Origin of the sequence: Helicobacter japonicus (assembly GCF_000762845.2) — a bacterium.
Lineage (GTDB): Bacteria > Campylobacterota > Campylobacteria > Campylobacterales > Helicobacteraceae > Helicobacter_C > Helicobacter_C japonicus.
In genome coordinates this window covers 1-24,882 of the sequence record NZ_JRMQ02000013.1, presented here as the reverse complement: position 1 = coordinate 24,882, position 24,882 = coordinate 1, and the positions used below count along the sequence as shown (strand labels likewise).

The window sequence follows — 24,882 nt, the reverse complement described above, 5'->3', positions numbered from 1 at the left end:
ATGTCGCAACTTGTAGAGATTAAAGAATTATCCTTTGCCTATGAACGACATAATGTGCTAGAAAATGTCTCCTTTTGTGTAAAAGAAAATGATTTTTGGGCGGTTATTGGACCAAATGGTGGAGGTAAAACAACTTTCATAAAACTTATACTTGGGCTTTTAAAGCCAAAAAGTGGTAGTATTGCTTTTGCACAAAATATGAGCATAGCACAGATAGGCTATGTGCCACAAATTACAAATTTTAATATGGACTTTCCAATATGTGTATATGATGTCATTACAATGGGCTTGTTAAAGCCCAAAATATGTGGCTTTAGAGTAAAAAAATCTCAAAAAATCTACGATATAATGGAACAGCTCCATATTACTCATCTTGCAAAAAAACCGCTCTATGCCTTATCTGGCGGTGAGCGTCAAAAAGTCTTTATCGCACGCGCACTTGTGGATAATCCTAAACTGCTTATCCTTGATGAACCAACCGCAAATGTCGATGTCAAAGCACAAGAAGATATTTACCAGCTCCTTTCAAAACTCAACACTGCACTAAGCATTATTGTAGTAAGCCACGATATTTCTGTTATGCTAGGCTATGCAAAAGAAGTGCTTTATATTAATAAATACGCACTTATCCATCAGATTCCAAAGCTTGATTTCGATTTGAACGAGCATATTTGCGAAGTAGATATTCTTAACTCTTTTGCCAAAGTTGCACAAGGAGAATCTAATGGTTGATTTATTTTCTTATCAATTCGTATGGATTGCCCTTGCTGTATCATTTTTAGTAAGTATTTGCAGTGGAATAATCGGCTCAATGATTGTAGCAAACAAAAATGTCTTTGTCGCAGGAGGTGTAGCTCATAGTGCATTTGGTGGTGTGGGTTTGGCACTTTTTTGTGGATTTAGCACAATGCTTGGAGCAATGCTTTTTAGTGTCATTATGGCACTCTTTCTTGCTTATGCGTTTTTATATCAAAGGGAGCGGTTAGATTCTTATGTAGGTGCAAGTTGGGCTCTTGGTATGGCAATAGGTGTTATATTTATTGATTTAAGTCCGGGATATAATAGCGATATTTCAAGCTACCTCTTTGGCTCAATACTCGCTGTGGGTTTTGATGAAATTATAGCTATGGCAATTTTTGATATTTTTATTATCATATTTGTTTCACTCTATTACTATGAAATTCTAAGCTTATTTTATGATAGTGAATTTTGTGCGCTTAAGGGTATGAATGTCAAACTTTGGGTAACTCTCATTTTTGTATGTATTGCCATTGGAGTTGTGATTTCAATGAGCGTTGCAGGATTAATTTTAGTATTAGCCATTCTTTCAATCCCTGCCTACATTGCCAACCTCTTTTCACATTCACTTAAAATGATGATGATGATCTCGTGGGCTATTTCACTTATTTTTATGTGGGTTGGATTCTTTGTAGCATATTATTTTAATATCAGCATAGGAGCGTGTATAGTTGTGCTTCTAGCATTTGGTATGTTTGCTGCTATAATTATACATAAATTCACAAGGAGGATTGTATGAAGACAGATTCTATAAAAGAAGAAGAATCACAAAAAATTGCAAAAAGGGCAGTAAAAATTGCACTTGTTTGTGTATTTATTACTTTGCTTTTAAGCCTTATTAATATCTATATACTCATTAATCAAATCAGTGCCACAGCGGCAATGAGCAAAGAAATCAAAGTGCTGCAAGAAAAGCTAGGGATACAAAGACATACTTTAGACAACTAAGAATGAAGTGGAATGATTAATGCGTGTTTTGGCTCTTATGCGAGGAATCCCTGCAAGTGGTAAAAGCACTTGGATTAAAAATATGGGACTAAGTGAATATACTCTAAGTGCTGATTCTTTGCGCCTTATGGCAAGCTCTCCTATTCTTTTACCTAAAATCACACCCAAAGCTGACTATACAGAATCTACAATATCTCACATATCAGATTCCTATATTACGAGTGGGATTAATCAACAAAATGATAAGCAAGTGTGGAGATTGCTTTTTACTCTCCTTGAAATACGCCTGAAACAGGGAGATTTCACAATTATTGATGCAACTCATACGAGCTTAAAAGCATTACGTGCTTACGAATCGCTTGCTACAACTTATCGTTATCGTCTAATTGTCATAGATTTTAGTCATATTCCCTTAGAATTAGCCTTGCAACGAAATGCCAATAGAGGCTATAAATCTGTGCCTGCTGATATTTTAGAATCTATGCATAAAACTCTGCAAGATTCTTTGCTCCAATCCCTACCCTCGCGTTATACTATAATTAAAGCCAATGAAATTACAGCTTTGCAAGAAAATTCTATGCTCCATTTTACTCCACTTAATCTTAATGCTTATACTCAAATTCATCATATAGGCGATATTCACGGCTGTTTTGAGACACTTTTACATTATCTTTATTTGACAAACCCCTTAGAATATTCCTTTCAAGATTCTTTACATATTTTAGAACAATCACATTTTAATTCTTCAGTATGTGCGCAATTTCTTAATCCAAAGGCATATTATATTTTCTTAGGTGATTATATTGATAGAGGCATTCAAAATGCTCAAGTTGTGCGATTTTTACTAGGCATTATGGATTTGCCAAATGTCTGTCTGCTTGAAGGGAATCACGAGCGTTGGCTCTACAAATGGGGAAAAGAAGACATAGGCATAAATGAATTTAGCACATTTACTAAAAAAGATTTAGAACAAGGTGGCGTAGGAAGCAAAGATGCGCATAGACTTTATTCCAAACTGCGTCAATGTTGCTTATATACTTATGATAATAAGATGATTTTATGCACACACGGAGGACTTCCTACTTTGCCAAATAATCTTTTGCTTGTCGCTACAAAACAGCTTATTTATGGTAGTGGCGGATATGAAGATATGCAAGAGTGTGCAAAAAGCTTCACGCTAAGCACAGATTCTCATACTTACCAAGTTTTTGGGCATAGAAATAGAGAAAAACACCCGATATGTGTATATGAACGAAATTTTGCACTTGAAGGAGGTGTGGAGTTTGGCGGGGCGTTGCGTATAGTAGTCTTGACAAAAACGCCCTCACTTTATCGCTATGTTACAAAAGCTCAAAAGTCTAAACTTATAGCACAAAGTCCGCTTATGGGCGTCATAAGGCATAAAGATAATTTTACACAAATTTATATGCAAAATAAACATAACATACCTGCCTTAAATGCACTAAAGCAATCTCGTGCAATCTTTGCACTCTTGCAAAAACTTCGTGCAAGTGCGCTTATTAAAGAGCGAGAGTTTGGAGACATTTCAAGCTTTAATTTTACTAAAGAGGCATTTTTTTCTAAACAATGGAATACTCTTACTTGCAAAGCTAGAGGCTTGTTTATTAACACGCATAATTTTAGTATTTGTGCAAGAAGTTATGATAAATTCTTTAATTATAAAGAACGAGAGGAAACCAGCGATGAAACTTTAAAGGAGAAATTGACATATCCTGTAAATGTGTTTGTCAAAGAAAATGGCTTTTTAGGAATTATGAGTGCTTGTAATGGCGATTCTAAAAGTGCAAAATTTTTCATTACATCAAAATCCGACCCAACAAGCCCTTATGCAAATATAGCGCGTAAGCTTATTATAGAATCTCTGCACAAAAGTACGCAAGTTTCTGCGCAAGAAATTGAATCTCAACTTTATGAAGAGCTTAAAACACGCAATCTTAGCCTTGTATTTGAAGTAATAGAGCCACAAGATGATCCACATATTATCGCCTATGAAAAACCGCAGGTTATTTTACTTGATGCGATTTACAACACACCTAGATTTGCAAATCTCCCTTTTATAGAACTTTGTGCTCTTGGGAAAAAATTTGGCTTTGTATGCAAAGAGCACAAAATAACACTTCATTGCTGGAAGGAAGTGAGTGAGTTTCTCCATTGTGAAAGTGCATTAGAATCTAATTCTTTATTGACACAAGGTAAGCGGGAGAATGGCTTTATTGAAGGGTATGTGCTTGAAGATAGTGCGGGTTTTATGTTTAAGTATAAAGGTGCGTATTATCGTGCGTGGAAAGCCTTGCGTGAAATCATTGAAGATAGCACACGCACTCGAAATTTGCCTAAAAGTAAGGGTAAAAAATGGCAAGGAGATAGTGCATATTATGAGCTTGAGGGAGCATTTATACAATGGCTATGTCAATACATAGAACACAATGGTTTTGAAAGTTTAGAATCTACCTCTCTTATTGGTTTAAGGGAGGGTTTTTTACGCTCTTTAAATATAACTTAACATCAGGAGAAAACAATGCGATTTAGTAAAGAGAATTTTTATTGCAGCAATGAATAACTTTCAACACAAAGTAATATTCTCAATCAATTCACACTCACCATTTTTGATAATCAATGCATCAAGACAATAGGCTTGTGTAATCTTATGTGTGAGTAAATAAAATCCAATCGCCTTTGTAAGTTTTTTTATCTTGCTTGGTGTGATATTATAAATTGGCTCAAAGCCCTCACCACTTTTTACCTCAACAAAATGCACAACATTATCCTTTAATGCTATAATATCAATCTCACCACAACGAGCAAAAAAATTGCGCTCTAAAATCTCAAACCCACATTCACGCAAAAACACACAGGCAAAATCCTCTGCTTGTGTGCCTTTGTTTCTGCTATTCATTTGTGCGCTTTTCATCTCCTATTTCAATATTCAATACGCATTTTATAAGGCTTTTGTGAGATAGAATCTAACCTCTCTAGCTCTAAAAGTGCAGCATTAATATCCCTCTCATAACAATGATGCGTGGAAAGCAACATTTTAGCGATATTTTTATCATTTGTCTCTTTTTGCAAAAATGCACCAATAGAAATATTATGCTGTCCTAGAATCTGCGATACTTGCCCCAATACACCGGGTTTATCACATACGTAGAGTCGTATATAATATTGTGAGTAAATCTCATCAATGTTTTTAAGCTTTAAATGTTCATTACCTTCAAGCGGTTGGCTAAATCCAAGCATTGCCGCACTCTCCCCTCGTGCAATCGCAATAATATCACTTACTACAGAACTTGCAGTCGCATCTCCTCCTGCTCCTGCGCCATAATACATACTCTCCCCCACATAGTCTCCAATCACACTAATGCCATTCATCACATTATCTACCTTGCTTAACATCGCACCTTTCTTAATCATACAAGGATGCACGCGCAATTCTACTTCATTTTCTTGTTTTTTAGCAATACCAAGAAGCTTAATCACATAGCCAAACTCATTTGCAAACTCTATATCATCAGGCATAATACCTTCAATGCCTTCAATGAGAATCTCCTCTGGCATAGCATTAATTCCATACGCTAAAGAAGCAAGTATAAGAAGCTTATGCCCTGCATCACCACCGCTTATATCAAGCGTTGGGTCAGCCTCTGCATAGCCAAGATTCTGTGCTTGAGTAAGTGCTGTATAGAAATCTTGATTGTATTGCTGCATTTGTGTAAGTATGTAATTACTTGTGCCATTTAGAATCCCAGCAATAGCAAGAATATGATTTGCACTCAAACCATCTTTTAAAACACGAATGATAGGTATGCCACCACATACACTTGCCTCAAAACCTACAGGCAGACCATTTGCAAGTGGTGCTATATCATAGCGATGATAGGCAAGCATTGCCTTATTTGCCGTAATAAAAGCTTTTTTTGCCTTTAAAGCTTTTATTGCAATTTCATAGGCACTTTCCACACCACCCATAAGTTCAATAACAACTTCAATTTCACAATCTTGCAAAATATCATCTACATTTGTGCTCACCTTTACGTCAGTGGCGTTTAAATTCCTAAGCTTTATGTGGGCTTTTGCCTCATCACGCACGATAATATGTTTTACTTCAATTTCTTTTCCTGCTCTTGCGCTAATAATATTACGATTTGCCAAAAGCGCTTTTAATACACTACTCCCTACAACACCAAAGCCAACTATACCCACAATGAGTTTTGACATATAAACCTCTTATTGAAATTGTTTAAGAAATGCTTTGAGATTCCGCGCAGCTTGGCGAATACGTTTTTCATTTTCAATCAGTGCGATTCTCACATAACCCTCACCATAATCACCAAAACCCACACCTGGACTTACTGCAATCTTTGCTTCTTTAAGCAATCTTTTTGAAAACTCTAAACTTCCCATATCTCCTACACATTGAGGTAACTTTGCCCAAATAAACATACTTGCCTTAGGTTTTTTCATTTTCCAGCCTGCCTCACCGAAGCTTTGAATTAATACTTCCATACGCTTTTCATATTTACCCTTAATGTCCTCAATGCACGATTGGTCGCCCTCAAGTGCAATAGTTGCAGCAATTTGTAAAGGCGTGTAGATTCCATAATCAATCCAACTCTTAATCTTTTGCAAAGCTTGAATAATTTTTTTATTTCCCACAACAAAACCTACGCGCCAACCTGCCATATTATAAGTCTTACTTAATGTATAGCTCTCTACCGCTACATCTTTAGCACCCTCTATTTCAAGCACACTCGGTGTCTTAAAACCATCAAAACACAGCTCTGCATAAGCAATATCAGAAATAATATAGAATCTCTCCTGCTTTGCCATAGCCACCAAACGTTCATAAAATGCTTTATACACAACAATCGTTGTTGGATTATGAGGAAAATTAACAACTACAAATTTTGGACGCGGCATTACTTCTCTTAAAACACGTTTGAGATTTGTAAAAAAATCATCGACATCAAGCTCCATATCTTCATTCCACTTTAGCCCAAAAGTAGAAACATTTGCGCCATTTAAAATAAAAGCATAATAATGTATAGGATAAGCTGGTTCAGCCACAATAGCATTATCACCCGGATTTGCAATCGCTTGAACAAGATGAACATATCCTTCTTTACTCCCCATTGTTACACACGCTTCAGTCTCTGGATCTAACTCCACTCCATAGGTGCGTTTATACCAATTACAAATTGCTAAACGCAACTTATAAATCCCACGACTAACAGAATAGCCCTGATTTTTATCTTTTTGAGCAGCTTCACAAAGCTTTTGGATAATGTGCTCTGGCGTTTTTCCATCAGGATTCCCCATAGAAAAGTCAATTACATCTTCATTATTGCGTCTCATCTCTAGCTTAATCTCATTGATAGCAGCAAAAACATATTTTGGCAAACGTTTTATTTTATCAAACTCAATCTCATCAAACATCTTACTTAATCCTTTCTTAAATTTAAGATTCTATTCTTTTACTTAAGTTCCACAGAAATACCACTTTTAAGATTCTCTGAATTATCATTATCTGTAATCATTATAAATTTTATCCCTTGCGGAATTTTCACTTTAAGCAAACCGCCTGAAGCCGTATTGCTCACCATATCTACTATACTAAGATTCCTATCATAAAGAACTACTCGAGGATACCATTTAGAAAGATTTATTGCTCGTATGTGTAATTCCCCACTTGTATTAACATTAAGCCAATATTCTCCAGAAGCATTGCGCAATGTCAAACTATCAGTTTTAGTGAGGAATCTTGTATTAGGCAATCGTGGTTCATTGACTTCAAGTGTATATTCCCAAGTTTGCGCATTCACACGATTAATATCAAGACAAACAAAACCTCGTTTCCCTAACTCATCAATGATAATCCCTATATCTGGGCTATGCTCCGTATTAAATGAAAATTCTATACTTGATAATCCATTACTCAATTCAGCTTTGCTAATAACAAAATAAGAGTATCCCATTGTGGTAAGAATATTATTACCAATCTTTGTAAGCAAAATTGGACTTGTGCGAGCACTAAAATTAAGCTTCACTTCACTTGGTTGTCCAAAACGAGAAGAAAGCAAACCATTTTCTTTGAGTGCATAAACGATTTTTGCAATATTAAGACGCCCACCTGTGTAATACATATTTTTATTTGCAAAGATCCGTTCAACAAATTTTACATTCGTATGGTAGCTCTGTTCGCCCATTAAATTTCGTATTTTGTCATCAAACGCATCTGCCAACACATTAGTAGTTAAAAGCATAACTACTAAAATCCATTTTACCACTCGACACCACCATTAAGCTGCTTAAATGTCGTATAGCCTACATCTTTTAAAGTTGAGCCATCATAATACATTCTCACAGGATGTTTTGCACCGTGTGAAATAGTTTCTCCATTCAGTGTAAGTGTAAAGCTACTATGTCCCATAACAAAAAGCATTTTGTGGTTAAGTTTAATATCATATGCTTTTTTATAAGAAAATTGCTCTTTTGAACCTGTCTCTAAATTAATCACACCAAGCCATAAATCATCGGTAGATTCAATATGTAAAATATTATCCTTAATAGGCTGATTCTGTGCAGTTTGAGTCGTTTGAAAACTTTGTGCTTCTTGCGTAGATTGAGATTTATCAGCAGTAGCTTGAGGATTAAAAAAGAAATTTTGCTCTGGGTGCCTTTGCTCTTCTGGAGCAGATGGTGTTTGAATCATATCTTGAGCATTCACTTCTTGCGTCTCTGTAGAATCTTGCTTTTCTTGCATTTGTTGTGCAGAAGCTGTATCTTCTTGCGAATGAGTAGTGTCAAAAAAGATTCCATCATAACTATTTTCTTGTGAATAAGTGTCTTCAGCTGTTTGTGTAGTAGTTGGTGCTTTTTGCACTATTTCATCGTGATCTTGTATAAATGCTTTATAAGCAAAATATCCCATAAGTGCCAAAAGAATAAGCACCAAAATGACATAAAGCCAATTATAAGATTCTGTATCAGGTTCTTTTGCAGATTCACTGCTAAGTGCAAGATTCAATACTTGATTTTCGTAATTTTTTTGTTTATTTTTTTGCTTTTCTTTTTCTTGCACCTTAATAACATTTTCTGCCAATCTTTTTGTGCGCTCTTCCTCATCTTGCTTACTGATAACTTGTGAAACACTTTTTGCATCTTCTTGCTGGGATTCCTGCCACAATGTAATCCAATCACGCAAATCAACATTATATTCTCGCTCTAAAATTGCGATAAAACCCTTTGCTCTCACTCTATCAATTTTATCAAAACGTTTTTCAAGCACATCTTCAATCTTTGAACTTGCAAGTTTAGTAGTCTTGCAAATTTCATTCAAACCAATGGCTTTAAGCTTAGCAAGTTCCTCATCAAGTAATTGAGTATTAATGTTGTTTTGCATATTTTATCCTATCTATTAAAATTCCCGTAGCTACCGCTACATTAAGCGAATCAAAGTGATGTTCCATTTTGATAGAAAGTATTGTATCAAGTTTGTGCTTCAATCGTCCTGATAAGCCTTCAGATTCACTTCCTAAAAATAAAGCCCACTTCTCTTTTATTTTACATTGTTCTTGCCCCTGCATATCTGCACCTACAAGTGTAAAATTTGCATTTTTTAGCTCATTTATTATATCAAATATATGTGAAAATATACCATAAGGCATATGTAAAAAAGCACCACTTGAGAGACGAGCTACACTTTCTAAGGCTTTTTGGCTAAGACTTGGTAAGCAAATTACTATCCCTTGCACACCCAAAGCATAAGCAGTGCGAAAAATTGAACCAATATTGCCTATATCATTTACATTACAAAGCACAAGGAGAGAATCTTTGCTTTTCAACTCATTTAAACTCAAAGGATCTGGTGGTGTGATACGTGCCAAGATTCCTTGATGATTCCCTCCGTGTGCTAAAGCTTGAGCCTTTTTTAAATCGAGTCTTTTAATAGGTTTATTGAGTTTAGCACATTGTGTAAATATATCTTTTGATAACTCTTTAGCAAGATAAAATTCTTCAATACGCCAAGCACAAGTGTTTAAGGCATATAAAATCGGTTGTTTGCCATAGATAATCATTTCATTCTCTCTTTGTCTAATAGCTCTTCATAACACTGTTTTGTGCTCCTTGAACTCATCTTGCTTAGAATCTTAGCCTTTATCTTAGGTGGAATATCAAGCATATACACATCTTCATAATGAAGTGCTTTTTCTTCTACCTCACAAATAGAATCTGTAAAATCAAACACAATCACCCATTCTCCACGTATAGAACAAGTTTTAATCTTTTCTTTTATCTCTCTTGCCTTACCATAAAATCGTTGTTGATGAAGCTTAGTAAGCTCCTTTTGCACGCTAAGGTAAGTGGAGGGTAAGATAGAATCTATATCTTCAAGTGTATCTAAGATTCTATGAGGACTTTCATAACAAATTACACTGTATGCTCCTTCCATACGAAGCTTGGCAATTTGAGCGATTTTATTTTGACGCTCTAGCTTTTTATGTGGTAAAAACCCCAAAAATACAAAAGGCGTAGATTCTATACCACTTCCACAAAATGCTACATTAAGCGCACACGCCCCAGGTAAAATGTCAAAATCAATATTATTCATTATTGCATAAGAGATAAGTTTTGCACCTGGGTCGCTTATACAAGGTGTCCCTGCATCACTTAGATAAAGCACACAAGAATTAAATATTTTCTTATCTAAAGAGGCGATAAAGTCATCTTGATTATGAGAGTGAAACGAGAGAAATTGTTTAGATTCTATAAAAACTTGAGAATCCATATCAGCAGGAAGAGCGAGTAAAGAGCGTGAAACGAGGAGTTCTAAAAGTTTTTTTGCAACCCTTGTATCTTCACATAAAATGATATTAGCCTGTTTTAACGCGCCTAATGCCCTAATGGTAATATCTTCAAGATTCCCTATCGGGGTTGGCACAAGCAGCAACACAGGTTTATTTCATATTATATTTTTGTCGGAATTTTTCAACGCGTCCTGTAATATCTGTAATTTTATCACTTCCTGTATAGAAAGGATGACAAAAACTTGAAATATCAATACGAAGCTCACTTTTAGTGCTTAAAACTTCAACTTGCTTGCCACTTGTTACACAAGTTACCTTACACGGCACATATTCTGGGTGAATACCTTTTTTCATTACATATCCTTTTAGTTATAAAGTAAATAAAAGGACGGATTTTACCAAATCCTGCTTTAAACTTACTTTAATAAATAAAATAAAAATCTATGCTTTCTCTCTCTCAATCTCTTATATACAAGATTCTAAAAAATACTCACAGCATTACTTTTTAAGAATTTCTCTAACTAGAATCGTAATAAATCCCCTATTTTACCTTTTCAAGATATTCACCTGTTTCTGTATTGACTTTAATTTTTTCACCCTCAAGCACGTGGAAAGGCACTTGCACTACTGCTCCTGTTTCAAGTGTAGCAGGTTTTTTACCTCCACTACTTGTATCACCTTTAAAATTTGGTGCAGTTTCAGTGATGACAAGCTCTACCACAAGTGGCACATCAACAGAAATTGCCTTTTGATTATGGAATAGAATCTGCACATTTAGTCCATCAATAAGCCATTTTGCTGCATCACCTACTTGTTCATCACTCAAGCCTATTTGCTCATAAGTTGTTGTATCCATAAATTGAAACATACTACCATCGTGATAGAGAAACTGCATTGTATTTTCTTGTAAATTAGGTTCTTCACATTTATCGCCCGCGTGGAAAGTTTTCTCAATAACCTTACCATCAAGAAAAGATTTTATTTTTGCTCTTACAAAAGCTGCTCCCTTACCTGGTTTAACGTGTTGATACTCGGTAATTCTATAGGGAATCCCATCAATTTCAATTTTTAAGCCTTTCTTTAATTCACTCATTCCAATTGCCATTATCTATCCTTAAAATAAAAATAAATGCACATTATAACAAAAAAACTATTGATTTGAAATGTTTAAAATTGAGAGAGGAAGCTTAATTTAAGCTTACCTCAATTTCACCCTTAAATAGCACAAAATGGCATCTGCAATGTTTGGGCAGTTTTTGAGCGGCGTTCATTAAAATGTGTAATATTATCTTCAAGTGAGCATTTATAAGAAGGGACCATTTGAGAGAGTTTATCACGCCAATCATTAGAATTCATCTTATCACCAAAGCAACGTTCAAGCACTTGGAGCATAATATTTACCACAGTTGAAGCACCTGGAGATGCACCAAGTAATGCCGCTAAAGAACCATCTTGAGAAGTAATAACTTCTGTGCCAAATTGTAAGCTCCCTCTGCCCTGAGCATCTTTTTTGATGATTTGCACTCTTTGTCCAGCAAACATTGCTTTCCAATCTTCAAACTCTGCATTAGGGATAAACATATTGAGTTTTTTCATACGTTGCCTATCAGTCATTAGAATCTGCTTAATAAGATATATGGTAAGTGGCACATTATCTATCCCTGCTTGAAGCATAGGAATACAATTATTTGCACGCACAGATAATGGGAAGTCAAAAAAACTACCATTTTTAAGGAATTTTGTATTAAACCCTGCATAGGGTCCAAAGAGTAATTCCTTTTTACCATTGATAATACGCGTATCTAAATGTGGCACCGACATAGGTGGATCGCCAATAGAAGCCTTGCCATAAATTTTTGCGTGGTGTCTATCTATAATTTCACGATTTTTACATACAAGCCATAATCCACCAACTGGGAATCCACCATAACCTCTTCCTTCAGACAAACCACTTTTTTGTAATAATGGAAATGAGCCACCACCCGCACCCAAAAATACAAATTTTGCCTTAACTTGCTTTCTCTCACCACTCTGCTTATCAAGTATATCTAATCGCCAACTATTGCCCTCTTTATTTAAATCATATACACGATGATTTAAATAAACATCAAAACCATCTTTTTGGCTTAGTTTTTCTTTAAATTGATGCACAATCTCGCCAAAATTTATATCTGTGCCTTCTTCCATATAGGTAACTGCTATATTTTGCTTCTCATCTCGTCCTTCAAGTAAAAGTGGAGCCCATTGTTTAATCTGTTCTCTGTCTTCGGAATATTGCATATTGGCAAAAAGAGGGCAGGTTTTAAGCGTTTCGTAACGTTGCTTCAAAAAAGGCACAATATCATCTGCTACAAAGCTCAAATGTGGCACAGAATTTAAAAAGGTATGAGGCTCTTTAAGGATACCGACTCTTACACAATACGCCCAAAACTCTCTGCTTAATTCGTATTGCTGATTAATATTGACTGCTTTTGTAATATCAATACTCCCATCTTCTTTTTTAGGTGTATAGTTTAACTCACAAAATGCTTGGTGTCCTGTCCCTGCGTTATTCCAACACATACTACTTTCTAACGCTACATCTTCAAACATCTCATATATACTAATATGCACAGAAGGCTGAAGCTCTTTTAGCATTGCTGCTAAAGTAAGGCTCATAACACCTCCACCAACCAAAACTATTTCCGAATCTTCTTCCATTCTAGCCTCCTTCGTTTTGCTCAAGTTCAATAAGATGGCAAGTTGATATTTCTTTCTCTTTTATAATAAGAGATTTTTGTAAATAATCCTCATAAAAAGTAAAATAAAACTATACTTTAGTTATTAATTTTAATCTTTTATCCTTAATGTTACATTTTTTGGAATATTACCATTTTTATTTATATTATTTTAAGATTTGATACCTACATAAAGTGTAGAAATATTTGCGCTATATCCTTTCATAAAATAGCTTACAACACCACGATTCTCAAGTTTTCCTTTTAAATCCTCAGCACTTACAAAATCTTGAATAGAATTTGGCAAATATTTATACGCAGCATAATTACGTGAGAGCACTCCCCCAACCAATGGCAAAATCTTGCGTGTATAAAAACGCATAAATTGTTGCAAAAATCCAGAATCTTTATTATTCATAAATTCTAAAATAACAAGCACACCTCCTTTTTTAAGCACACGCACAAATTCATCAAGTGCAGATTCAAGTGCTACAACATTACGCAAACCATAAGCAATAGAAAGAATATCCACACTTTCAGATTCTATATTTAATGCCTTTGCCTCACCTATTTCAAGACTTAAAGTGCTATGGGTTCTATCATTAAGTAAGGGAGCAAGTTTTTGCTTTGCAACCTCTAACATACCATTTGATGGGTCAATACCACACATTTGCACAATTTGTTTCCCTGATTTTTGTGCTTGATTATTCCAATGCCATAGCATATCACCCGTGCCACACGCTACATCAAGCACACACTCTATTTTATCTTTGCCCAATGCTTCAAATGCCTTTTTACAAGCCATTACACGCCAACTCACATCAATACCCAAACTCATTACACGATTTGCTTTATCATAGCTTGGTGCAATTTCATTAAACATACTTACAATTTGCTCTTGCTTATCACTCATCTTATACCTTGTTCAGAATCTAGATTTTTTTATATTCTCTTTTGGATCTGTGCCCTATGCTCACTCACAAACACTCCAAGCTCATTAATCTGTGTGTTAGTCTGGATACTAGAAGTGCCACCAAGCGTATCTCGTGCGTTCATTGAGGATTCTAAATCCAACACAGATTTTACCCCTGCCTTAATGCGCGAATCGACTTTTAGAATCTCACTCTCATCTAAATCGCTCAAATCTACACCCTTACTTTCAGCCAAAGCCACCACGCGCCCAGTAATATGATGCGCATCACGAAATGCTACATTACATTCACGCACTAAAAAATCTGCCAAATCAGTAGCACTTAAATGTCCTTTTTTTGCCATTTTAGCCATATTATCAGTGCGAACACTCATAGTATCAAGACATTCTTTAGCAATTTTAAGACATATACTCACATTTTTAAGCGCATCAAAGACCCCCTCTTTATCCTCTTGCGTATCTTTATTGTAAGCTAAAGGTAAGCCTTTCATCACACTTAGTAAGCCCACAAGCGCACCATACACACGCCCACTCTTACCGCGTAAAAGTTCAGGAACATCGGGATTTTTTTTCTGTGGCATAATCGAACTTCCTGTCGCATACGCATCACTTAGAGTAATAAAGGCGAATTCTTGGGTGCTCCATAACACAAGCTCTTCAGCTACACGAGAAAGGTGCATCATCACCATAGAAAGGCTATAAAGCATATCAAGGGCAAAATCTCTATCGCTTACAGAATCCATAGCATTAAGTGTAGGTGCGTTAAACCCCAAAATATCTGCAAGATATACCCTATCATTACCATAAGGAGTGCCTGCTAATGCTCCACTGCCTAATGGACAAAAATTATTGCGTTTATAATCATCTTCTAATCGCTCTATATCACGTTTAAAATTGCACGCCCACGCCACAAGATGAAAGCCAAAACTTACAGGTTGAGCGTGTTGTAAATGAGTCATACCCGGCATAATGCTTTGCGTATGCTTTTTAGCAATGTCCAAAATAGATTCCATAATATCTAAAAGCAAGGAGCGAATAAAACAATTATGCTTTAAAACATACAAACGAAAATCAAGCGCGACTTGATCGTTGCGACTCCTTGCGGTATGAAGTTTTTTACCTACATCACCAATATGTTCTGTAAGAGCAGATTCTATTGCCATATGTATATCTTCATCACTTGCTTTAAATTGAAATTCACCTTTTTCTATATCCTGCGCAATTTTTGTAAGCCCATCTAAAATAAGCTCCACTTCATTGGGTTGCAAAACACCGATTTTACCAAGCATTTGCGCGTGAGCCTTTGAGCCAGCTATATCCTCACGCCACAACTCTTTATCAAAAAAAATCGAAGCATTAAACTCCTCTAAAAGTGAGCTAGATTCTTGACTAAATCGCCCTCCCCATAACTTTGCCATTATGTTTCTCTATATAGGTTTGCACACTGCCAAAATAGCAATGATAATAAGTAAAATAGTAGGTATCTCATTAAAAAATCGGAAAAACTTATGGCTTTTTGTGCAAGAACCATTACCTAAAGTTTTTATAAAATATCCACACATAAAATGATAGATAATAAGACAAAATACGCATACAAGTTTAATATGAAGCCACAGACCAGATTCAGATACTTTAAGAAAAGCGGGATTTAACACAATCATTGCTATTCCTGTAAGCAAAGTAAGCACCAATGCAGGCATACCTATATATTTATAAAGTCGTAACTCTTGTAATTTTACGATATTTGTAAAAGATTCATTATCACGATGTTGTGCGTGATACACAAACAAACGCGGAAGATAAAATAACATTGCCATCCAGGTAACAAGCACGATAATATGAAATGCCTTAATGTATAAAAACTCCATCTTTACTCCTTAATCTCTAATAAGGTTGTTATTATACATTAACTTTTTAAGGAAATTTGTAAGTTTATTTGGTTTATTTATAGTTTATATTTGGAAAGAAAACAGAATAAGGCTAGAGAAAACCTCTAGCCTTTGAAGACTCTAAAGTTTTAGAATCCAAATTTAGCAAATGCAAGAGCTGAATGCTGCCATTTATTGTCTATAGGATCATAGCTATAACTTCCTTTACCTGTCCCAACATACCCAGCACCTACCGAGAAATACATATTATCACTATTTGTCCAAAGTTTTAATGAACCAACCGCAGAAAGCTCTTCATAATCACCACCAGCATAGAGTAAATCAAGTGCTACGCGCTTTGCTTCTATACCACCAAATACATACCAAGTGTTATGACTACTTTGAGCATTTCCTCCTAGATAAGCACCATAACCTGTGCCACTTAAGCCACCACGATAACCATAGAATCTTGCTCTATCACCAACATTTAAAAGACGAGTATCTTTGTTTTGACTTATATATCCAGCTCCGAGCTTCCAAATATCATTCAATCGTAACTCTTCATCAACCCAGAAAGTTACACCATTTGTGCTTCTACCCTTGCCTATGATATTATTTGTGCCATAAATCCCTCGTAATGTAGTGATTGATTTAAGATTCCCACTACCAAGCTCAAGCTGCGCCTTTGCTCCAGCATTTAATATATCATCTGTATATGCTTCATCTTTTATTGAATCACGAGAAGTTTCATAATCAGTAAGATAAGCCACAAAAGGTGAAACTTTTAACATACCAAAATCAAAATCTAACCCTGCACTTACAATCTCACCAATTTTTGTGCTATTCTTATAATTTTGATAAGTATTAAAGCTTGAAAGCTCATAACCCATTCTATTATACGCTTGTCCTGCACCAAGTTGAGAATTTCTCCAATATGCCCAAAAGCTCACTGCTTTGCTACCAACATTGAGCGCAGCACCTTGCACATTGCCATAAATCCAATCTACACCTGTATAATTTTTACCATCTTTGCCAAGATAAAACTGCCCTATATCAAAGCGTCCAAGAATAAAGCTTAAATTTCCGCCATCATAGCGTAAATACGCATCAGATACATCAGCATTTTTAGGAATAGCAACATCACCTACATAACCATCAGTTTCATTTCCTGTGGTATAGAATGGATATGCACCCCAACCACCAAGTCCTACACTAAGAGATTTGCTTAAACCAAGCTCAATCCCAACTCTTGCGCTTACATCAGCATAAGCTTGCTGCACTTCTTTACCATTTTTATCAGTAGTAGGCAAACCGCCAAATCCTTGGTGATAAAACGCACCTAAATGCCCAAAGGGACTAACTTCTACAGCATTTGCACTCATTGCTAAAGCCGAAGCTGCAGCAAGTGAAACTAGACTATATTTCTTCATTGTTTCTCCTTATAAAAATTTAAAAATTAACTTGTCCAAAAAGACGAGTTAAAAGATAATTCCTACCATCACTGGCAAAGATAGAATCATCAAGCGTGAAATCGGCATTATTTATCATTCCTATAATTTTAGCACCTATTTTAATATTATTTTGCGGTTCAGAGACTACACCAACCTCCCAATTAAATATATTTTTTGAGCCAATAGTTGTATGGCGAATAGCTGCATCAAGTTGCATATAACGTTTGAAATCATATTCCAAAAATCCATATAATGTAGTAGCATTATTATAAAATAAACCCTCTCGTCTTTCAAAATAACTGCTTTGCCCAAATGAATCAATGCCTCTCGCACCATTTTGATTCATAGAAATAACACCTCCACCAGCATTAATACCAACCCATTTTGCACCACCTTCTAACCATACAAAACCACCATCACCACTTGTTCTTGAACTATCAATGACCTTATCACCTTTACCTGAAAATCCAAGAAAATGCATTTTTCCATAAAGTGCAGCACTACCGGCTGGAACAGCCACAAGAACCTTTACCCCAAAAGATGTAAAATCACTAGGCGCAGTATATATATAGGGTGTAAGTTGTAATGGAGAATCTGGCAGGGTAATCGAAGCACCTAAATATATTGACCCTAGATTTCCAAATGGATTCGAAAAATTTTCTACACGATAATTTGTAACATAAGCATTCTTCAATGCCCAAATAAAATCAATTTGCACATTTTCTATATCCTCATAACTAACTGCTACACCCTGTGTATAATACTTAATCCATTCCGTGTTTGTTTTAAAGCGTCCCACATACATACTGATTCTATTAGGATTAACAAAACTTGCATTCAATTCTGTAAAAACAAAATTTTCTTTTACCTGCGAAAAATCCCCAATATGGCTTTGAAAAACCTTTGTAGCCACCCACATTGAAGTCCCAAAACCGATGCCTCTAAATCGTTGTGTTTGATATGCAAGTGAGGCATTGATATCAACAAAACTTGGCGCACCACCTGTTATACCTTGATAATATAAACCCATATGCCCACTCGGTTGCCCAGTAAGAAACAAACGCGCTAAATTATTTGCATTTGCAATTTCATTCAAAGCAAATAAGCACGCAATGGCTGCAATTATTTTTTTCATAAAATCCCTTTTAGCACAAGTATTCTAATTCCTTTTAGAATCTAAACTTTCACTCTATAGCTAGCAAAAATAATTCCATAATGCCAAATTGCCCTTAAGAATCTCCTAATATCATCTTATATCCACATTTACAGCATATCTCACAAGGAGCCACACCATTTTTAAGCAATGTGCCAAAATCCACAAAAGCTTTAGATTCTAAGATTTCTTTCACGCTTCTCTCTTTTACATTACCAAAACTTGCTCTCCCTGCATAATCAATACAACAAGGCACAAGTTCTCCATTACTTAAAACCCCACATTGCTTTAATGTTCCATAGCATAGAGGTTTTTTATTTGGAAGATGCTGTATATTTTTTTCTTTTATGCAATCTTGTTCCCATTCAAATGAAATCGTAGGATTAAGGAGAATCTTCCTTGCTAGTCGTATGCGATTACCAGCACTTAGCTTATGCTGTATCTCAAAAAAAGAGATTCCAAAAAAAGCACTGATTGCCTCTATCATCACATTAAACCCCTCACTCCCTTGCTTCACATCATTTTGATGAAAGCGTAAGTTAATAAAAGGATTTGCATTCTTTTGTATATGCCTCTCACACAAGGTTAAGATTCTTCGCAAATGCTTCATCGTAAGCTGCTGCGGGTTTGCCAAAAATGCGCTAAGAGAGAATGAAATCTGCACAAAAGGTTCGTGGAGTAAAATCTCAAAATCACGCTCTTTTAGGAATAATCCTGTTGTTACCAAATCAATTTTAAGTCCATAAGAATGTGAGATTTTTACATAAGAATTAAAATCTCTCACACTCAAAGGATCACCAAGTATATGCAAACACACCCGCTTTGTTTTATGTTGAAACTGCGCACATATAGATTCAAAAAATGCCAAATCCATTATTCCGCGTCTTTTATCAAGTGTATTGCTTGGGCAAAATCCACAAGAGAGCGCACAATAATCACTTATCTCGATATATACTTTTTCAAATTGTGCCATTTATATGCAATCCTACTCTTCACATCGAATTTTGCTCAAATATTTTACATATCTTCATATTTTTGCAAATAAGTTAAAAATAATCCAAAAAATGCACCAAGCAATGCTTTATCGCTGTTTTGTATGCTTTGTATATTGATGTCAAAATGCTCAAATTTATATTTTTTTAGAACCCTGCATACTTCTTTAAAATCATAGATTCCATCGTGCTTAAAATCTCCAAAATATAGCATAACTGCCTCTATTAAATGCAATGCTATACGATAAGGGCTTGTATGATACACCTCACATATATCACTCGCACATATTTGCTCAATATGCGAAATATAAGGCGAATCTTCACTGAGTAAGCGTAAAATTTTATCCGATATTGCAGGTGTGAAAATCTCAAATGCTTTTTGGAGATTAAAAGGCAATGTCGTTGCATTATGCAATTCTTCTCTTAGCACAAAAGCAAGTGCTTTACTTGCTGCTAAAGCGCATTTTTGCATAAAATCTTTAGAGATTCTAAAGCTGTATATTCTTCCCCATAGCTTTCCAAAACTTTTTAAAGTATCAAGATAACCAATCTCCATATTCTCACTCATACTCGCCTTATCAAAATCAAGCATTCCTCCAAGTGGCACAATCGGCTGGATTGTGCGCACAAGTGGATGTGTGCTATAAATATGTGGATTTGGATTAAGCGCAATAGCAATGACCTGCTCTGCACCAAGTTCAAAGGCAAAATTCACAGGCAAATTATCATAATATCCACCATCAATATAGTTCTCTCCATTAATCTCACACACAGGAAATGCCGGGAAACACGAGGCTGAAGCAAGAATCCATAAGGCAAGATTCTCTTTATTTAACTCACTTTTTCTCTTTTGAATTGGGCTAAATGAGGGAATCTTCACGCTTACTAACCCATAATCAAGAGATGATGTGAAAAATGCCTCATCAAACGAAGATTCTACAATTTTTTTCAATGGTGTAATATCCATACCCTTATGATTTGCATAACTTTTTAAAAAAGGAATGAGTTTATCGCTATTTTGTTTGTAATAATTGAAATCTGTGCGCAAATTCAATCCATTTAATATAACTTTATCAATATCAATCTCGCGCCATAATGCCAAAGCTTTTTCAAAATCACCCTGCACCATCATTGCGCCATTAAACGCTCCTATGCTTGTGCCAGTGATAATATCATACTTTATGCCAAGCTCTTTTAAAGCACGCCAAGCACCTATCTGATATGCTCCCTTTGAACCTCCCCCACCAAGCACAATTGCCATTTTCATCGCTACTCCTTAAATTTCTTTTATCATTTATAATCATTATACAAAATCTTAAACTTTATAGAATCCTTATAGTTTCATCTTGCCTCGAAAAAGTATTATAACACAGGATTCCAAGCACAACTATATTATAAAAATACTCAATGTTTTTTATATAAATAAACTCATAAAAGTTTATAATATTGCTATAAAGTTTATACAAATTTATCATTTTCTGCTATGATTGCCAAATTACTTTATGATTTAAGGAGACAAAATGGCAACGAAACATCAATTTCAAACTGAAATTACACAACTTTTAGATTTAATGATACATTCTTTGTATTCTAACAAAGAAATTTTCTTGCGAGAACTTGTAAGTAATGCATCTGACGCGCTTGATAAACTTTCATATCTCACACTCACAGATGAAAAACTAAAAAGCCTCTCTTTCACACCGCGTATTGATATACAATTTGATGAATCTAAAAAAACTATCACCATAGAAGATAATGGCATAGGTATGAATGAATCCGATATGAAAGAACATCTTGGTATTATCGCAAAATCTGGAACAAAAAGCTTTTTAGCACAACTTAGTGGCGATAAGAAAAAAGATTCTGCACTTATTGGACAATTTGGAGTGGGCTTTTATTCTGCATTTATGGTCGCTCATCGCGTTGTAGTGCAAAGTAAAAAAGCAGGCGAAGAAAAGGCTTATGCGTGGGTAAGTGAAGGTAAAGGTGAGTATGAAATTGGTGAATGTGTTAAAGAATCTCAAGGCACACAAATTACACTCTATCTCCGTGATGAGGAAGCACACTTTGCTTCGCGTTGGGAAATTGAAAATATCATTCACAAATATTCAGAACATATTGCTTTTCCTATTTATTTACACTATACAGAATCTAGCTTCGAGGGTGAGGGAGATGAGAGAAAAGAAAAAAAAGAAGACAAAATTTCTCAAATAAATACTGCCAAAGCATTGTGGAAGATTCCAAAAGCAGAGTTAAAAGAGAGTGATTACAAAGAGTTTTACGCCACGCTTTCACACGATAATAATGAGCCTATGCGTTGGATTCATACCAAAGTTGAAGGCAATCTAGAATACACTACACTTTTTTATATTCCACAAAAAGCCCCATTTGACCTTTTCCGCGTGGATTATCAATCAGGTGTAAAACTCTATGTCAAACGCGTTTTTATTACTGATGATGATAAAGAGCTTTTACCTCCATATTTGCGATTTATACGAGGTGTTATTGATAGTGAAGACTTGCCACTTAATGTCAGTCGTGAAATCCTCCAGCAAAATAAGATTCTTGCTAATATCAAATCTGCCTCAACAAAGAAAATTTTGGGTGAAATAGCTAATATTGCTAAAAAAGATGAGGATTACAAGGCATTTTATCAAGAATTTGGCAAGGTGCTAAAGGAAGGTTTATATAGTGATTATGAAAATAAAGAAAAGATTTTAGAACTTTTGCGTTTTGATAGCTCTAAAACAGAAAATCTTTCACTTAAAGCCTATAAAGATGCGATGAGTAGCGAACAAAAAAGTATTTATTATATGCTCGGCGAAAATAAAGATGCACTTAAAAATGCACCATTGCTCGAAAAGTTTGCACAAAAAGGCTTTGATGTGCTACTTTTAAGTGATGAAATTGATGCGATAGTAATGCCAATGGTGGGAGAATATGATAAAACACCTCTTAGAAGCATTAATTCTAAAGAAGCCCTAGAGGAATTAGGAGAAGAAACTATTGATGAAGCGACACAAAAAGCTTATGAGCCACTTATCAAAAACTTTAAAGATGCCTTAGGGGAACAAATTTCTGAAGTAAAACTCTCAAGTCTTGGTGATTCGCCACTTACGCTCATCAAGGAAGATTCTAACCCTATGATGGCAAACCTTATGGCACAAATGGGGCAAAAAGTGCCAGAATCTAAGCCTACACTCCAACTTAATATTACTCACCCTCTTTTTGAAAAGCTTAAAAGTGCGCAGGAGGATAAAATTAAACAAAGTGCTTTGCTTCTCTTTGGAGCAGCCCTTGTGCTTGAAGGTGGCACATTAAATGATGCTAAAGCTTTCAATACAGAGCTGAATAACCTTTTACTTCAAAGTCTCTAAGCCCTAGAATCTATAAAAATCAATTTCAAAGAGTCATAAAGACTCTTTGAAATAAGATAATCTTTATATACTCTTTATTTTCAAATAAAAACTATGTGAGTAAAAAAGTATTTTTTTTCTTTTTGTTTAAGCACATTTTTTTAAACTTATTGATTTTTCCAGTTGTTTGATATATAATTGCTTCCTTATTAAAACGCAACTTCAAATCAACACTATCAAGCTCAAAGGAGAAATTAATGGGTCTATTCAATCGTCTAAGTATTGGCGCAAAAATTGTCAGTGCCATTTTTATCATTATCACAATTGCTATTGCGTTAATTGTTTTTGTTGTTTCAAGCATTGCTTCAAATACGCTTGAAGATGAGAGTGATAAACTTTTAAGCAATACAGCTGCTCGGTATAAAAATCTTCTTACAGGTGCTGTGGGCGAAGTTTTTGGTAGCACAATAGCTGCAAAAGAAAGTGTTGAAGCATTTTTAGCCAAAAATGCTGCACTTAATGATGACCAGTTAGCAGAGATACTTTCAAAAGTTGTCAATTCAAATCGCTATTCTACTGGTGGTTTTATCATTATGACAAAAGAATACACACAATCTCGATTCCAACATTCTTCTCATATTTTGCCAAGCGGTGAATTTGCTCTATTCACAATCGATAGAGATTTGGGACCAGGTGGCACTTTTACACAAACTATGCCAACTGATATTTTGAAACAAATGCCCACAATTATGGAATCACTCAAAAATGACAGCATAACCGCAACTCCAACGTATGATATTATCTTAGATGGCAAAAGACATTATGTAAAGGGTATTATCGCTCCTTTTATTGTTAGAGGCAAGGTTATAGGTATTATGGGAAATTTCTTTAATATGGAAGAAATTGAAAGAATCCTAAGCAATCCTGAATTAAGTGTTTTTCAAAATGATAACCGTATCGTTTTGAATCACGAGGCACGTATAATAATAAATGGTGAAAAAGATAACCAACAAGCTACTCGCTTAAAAGACTTACTCACACTTAATACCCACCCGACTGCAAAAATCATTGCTGAATCTGCACTTAATCATAAAGCTGGTATTTACACTTATACAACCTTAGCAGGTAGAAATTCAAAAGCAGCTTTGAATGTATTTGAAATTTACCCAGGTTTAGGAGAATATTGGAGTGTCATCTCACTCGCACCATTTGAATCCATAGAAGAACCTATTAAAAAGCTACAAATCGTGCTTATTATTATGGGAATACTTACAATTCTCTTCACATCTTTGATTTTCTTTGTCTATATCCGCTCAACTATTGTCAAAAGAATCCATCATATTTCTCATACACTCTTTGAGTTCTTCAAATATCTCAATCACGAGCGTAAAAATGCTCCAACACCACTTAAAATTGTGGCTCAAGATGAATTTGGTGAAATGGGTATGGCAATCAATGAAAATATCCAAAAGACTCAACAAGGCTTAGACCAAGACGCTAGAGCAGTAGAGCAATCGGTCTTAACTGCAAAAACTATTGAATCTGGAGACTTTAAAGCAAGAATCACAGAAACACCTCATAATCCACAGCTTAATGAATTAAAAGAAGTGCTTAACCATATGCTTGATGATTTACAAGAAAAAATCGGGAGTGATACAAACGAAATTTCAAGAGTATTTGATAGCTATACACAATTAGACTTTACCACAGAAGTAAAAGATGCAAGTGGTAGAGTAGAAGTTGTTACAAATACCCTAGGAGAAGAAATTAGAAAAATGCTATCAACAAGTGCTGCCTTTGCTCAAACATTAGGTGAAGAAGCTCAAAATCTTCAAGAAGCAGT

The 24,882-nt window shown here is 35.3% G+C and carries 23 protein-coding genes; 6 read left to right on the top strand and 17 right to left on the bottom strand.

All coding sequences use genetic code 11. The features are described from left to right. The 4 genes from LS65_RS08125 to LS65_RS08110 are packed head-to-tail and all read left to right on the top strand — an operon-like array spanning position 1 to position 4,270. Positions 1 to 732, top strand: a complete 732-nt coding sequence (locus LS65_RS08125) for a metal ABC transporter ATP-binding protein (protein WP_034360330.1) — start codon at positions 1 to 3, stop codon at positions 730 to 732. Beyond that, positions 725 to 1,537: a metal ABC transporter permease gene (locus LS65_RS08120; protein ID WP_034360332.1), complete on the top strand. Its 813-nt coding sequence runs from the start codon at positions 725 to 727 to the stop codon at positions 1,535 to 1,537. Before LS65_RS08125 ends, LS65_RS08120 begins: the two co-directional genes overlap by 8 nt. Further along, positions 1,534 to 1,746, top strand: a complete 213-nt coding sequence (locus LS65_RS08115) for a DUF5408 family protein (RefSeq protein WP_236096684.1) — start codon at positions 1,534 to 1,536, stop codon at positions 1,744 to 1,746. The genes LS65_RS08120 and LS65_RS08115 overlap by 4 nt, the downstream gene beginning before the upstream one ends. A gap of 19 nt (positions 1,747 to 1,765) precedes the next feature. Continuing rightward, positions 1,766 to 4,270: an RNA ligase gene (locus tag LS65_RS08110; protein WP_034360335.1), complete on the top strand. Its 2,505-nt coding sequence runs from the start codon at positions 1,766 to 1,768 to the stop codon at positions 4,268 to 4,270. Positions 4,271 to 4,330: 60 nt separating this feature from the next. On the opposite strand, the gene LS65_RS08105 is transcribed toward LS65_RS08110, so the two are convergent. The 17 genes from LS65_RS08105 to LS65_RS08025 form a co-directional block, all read right to left on the bottom strand. Then, the gene (locus LS65_RS08105; protein WP_034360337.1) at positions 4,331 to 4,678 is read right to left on the bottom strand and encodes a YraN family protein; all 348 of its coding nucleotides are present in this window, start codon (positions 4,676 to 4,678) and stop codon (positions 4,331 to 4,333) included. Between the two features lie 8 nt (positions 4,679 to 4,686). Then, positions 4,687 to 5,982 carry a homoserine dehydrogenase gene (locus LS65_RS08100; protein ID WP_034360338.1) on the bottom strand — a complete coding sequence of 432 codons (1,296 nt, stop codon included), beginning with the start codon at positions 5,980 to 5,982 and terminating at the stop codon, positions 4,687 to 4,689. A 9-nt stretch (positions 5,983 to 5,991) separates the two neighbouring features. Next, on the bottom strand, positions 5,992 to 7,200 hold the full coding sequence (locus tag LS65_RS08095) for an LL-diaminopimelate aminotransferase (protein ID WP_034360341.1): 1,209 nt from the start codon (positions 7,198 to 7,200) through the stop codon (positions 5,992 to 5,994). A 38-nt stretch (positions 7,201 to 7,238) separates the two neighbouring features. Beyond that, positions 7,239 to 8,027 carry a hypothetical protein gene (locus LS65_RS08090; protein WP_094777065.1) on the bottom strand — a complete coding sequence of 263 codons (789 nt, stop codon included), beginning with the start codon at positions 8,025 to 8,027 and terminating at the stop codon, positions 7,239 to 7,241. 17 nt (positions 8,028 to 8,044) lie between these two features. Further along, positions 8,045 to 9,166 (bottom strand): hypothetical protein, encoded by a 1,122-nt coding sequence (locus LS65_RS08085; protein ID WP_034360351.1) that lies wholly within the window; start codon positions 9,164 to 9,166, stop codon positions 8,045 to 8,047. Continuing rightward, entirely contained in the window at positions 9,150 to 9,842 is a 693-nt protein-coding gene (rlmB, locus tag LS65_RS08080; protein WP_034360355.1) for a 23S rRNA (guanosine(2251)-2'-O)-methyltransferase RlmB, read from the bottom strand. The genes LS65_RS08085 and rlmB overlap by 17 nt, the downstream gene beginning before the upstream one ends. After that, positions 9,839 to 10,705 (bottom strand): 16S rRNA (cytidine(1402)-2'-O)-methyltransferase, encoded by an 867-nt coding sequence (rsmI, locus tag LS65_RS08075; RefSeq protein ID WP_236096683.1) that lies wholly within the window; start codon positions 10,703 to 10,705, stop codon positions 9,839 to 9,841. The genes rlmB and rsmI overlap by 4 nt, the downstream gene beginning before the upstream one ends. A 16-nt stretch (positions 10,706 to 10,721) precedes the next feature. Next, positions 10,722 to 10,925, bottom strand: a complete 204-nt coding sequence (gene rpmE / locus LS65_RS08070) for a 50S ribosomal protein L31 (protein ID WP_034360362.1) — start codon at positions 10,923 to 10,925, stop codon at positions 10,722 to 10,724. A gap of 187 nt (positions 10,926 to 11,112) precedes the next feature. Then, positions 11,113 to 11,676, bottom strand: coding sequence for an elongation factor P (gene efp, locus LS65_RS08065; protein WP_034360365.1), 564 nt, complete (start codon positions 11,674 to 11,676; stop codon positions 11,113 to 11,115). Positions 11,677 to 11,786: 110 nt separating this feature from the next. Next, positions 11,787 to 13,295: a malate dehydrogenase (quinone) gene (mqo, locus tag LS65_RS08060; protein WP_084707869.1), complete on the bottom strand. Its 1,509-nt coding sequence runs from the start codon at positions 13,293 to 13,295 to the stop codon at positions 11,787 to 11,789. A 165-nt stretch (positions 13,296 to 13,460) separates the two neighbouring features. Beyond that, positions 13,461 to 14,201 carry a bifunctional demethylmenaquinone methyltransferase/2-methoxy-6-polyprenyl-1,4-benzoquinol methylase UbiE gene (ubiE, locus tag LS65_RS08055; protein ID WP_034360371.1) on the bottom strand — a complete coding sequence of 247 codons (741 nt, stop codon included), beginning with the start codon at positions 14,199 to 14,201 and terminating at the stop codon, positions 13,461 to 13,463. Between the two features lie 29 nt (positions 14,202 to 14,230). Next, entirely contained in the window at positions 14,231 to 15,637 is a 1,407-nt protein-coding gene (gene argH, locus LS65_RS08050; RefSeq protein ID WP_034360375.1) for an argininosuccinate lyase, read from the bottom strand. Positions 15,638 to 15,646: 9 nt separating this feature from the next. Then, positions 15,647 to 16,087, bottom strand: coding sequence for a protoporphyrinogen oxidase HemJ (gene hemJ, locus LS65_RS08045; RefSeq protein WP_034360378.1), 441 nt, complete (start codon positions 16,085 to 16,087; stop codon positions 15,647 to 15,649). A gap of 149 nt (positions 16,088 to 16,236) precedes the next feature. After that, entirely contained in the window at positions 16,237 to 17,517 is a 1,281-nt protein-coding gene (locus tag LS65_RS08040) for a hypothetical protein (RefSeq protein ID WP_034360379.1), read from the bottom strand. Between the two features lie 19 nt (positions 17,518 to 17,536). Next, positions 17,537 to 18,673 carry an Opr family porin gene (locus LS65_RS08035; RefSeq protein ID WP_034360381.1) on the bottom strand — a complete coding sequence of 379 codons (1,137 nt, stop codon included), beginning with the start codon at positions 18,671 to 18,673 and terminating at the stop codon, positions 17,537 to 17,539. 94 nt (positions 18,674 to 18,767) lie between these two features. Beyond that, positions 18,768 to 19,664, bottom strand: a complete 897-nt coding sequence (locus LS65_RS08030; RefSeq protein ID WP_094777051.1) for a radical SAM/SPASM domain-containing protein — start codon at positions 19,662 to 19,664, stop codon at positions 18,768 to 18,770. 44 nt (positions 19,665 to 19,708) lie between these two features. Then, on the bottom strand, positions 19,709 to 20,950 hold the full coding sequence (locus LS65_RS08025) for a patatin-like phospholipase family protein (RefSeq protein ID WP_034360383.1): 1,242 nt from the start codon (positions 20,948 to 20,950) through the stop codon (positions 19,709 to 19,711). A gap of 253 nt (positions 20,951 to 21,203) precedes the next feature. Between LS65_RS08025 and htpG the strand changes: the two genes are divergently transcribed. Together htpG and LS65_RS08015 are read left to right on the top strand one after the other, a co-directional pair. After that, positions 21,204 to 23,060: a molecular chaperone HtpG gene (htpG, locus tag LS65_RS08020; protein WP_034360385.1), complete on the top strand. Its 1,857-nt coding sequence runs from the start codon at positions 21,204 to 21,206 to the stop codon at positions 23,058 to 23,060. A 236-nt stretch (positions 23,061 to 23,296) separates the two neighbouring features. Further along, positions 23,297 to 24,882: HAMP domain-containing protein (locus LS65_RS08015; RefSeq protein WP_138129836.1), on the top strand; the 1,586-nt coding region annotated here is incomplete at its 3' end.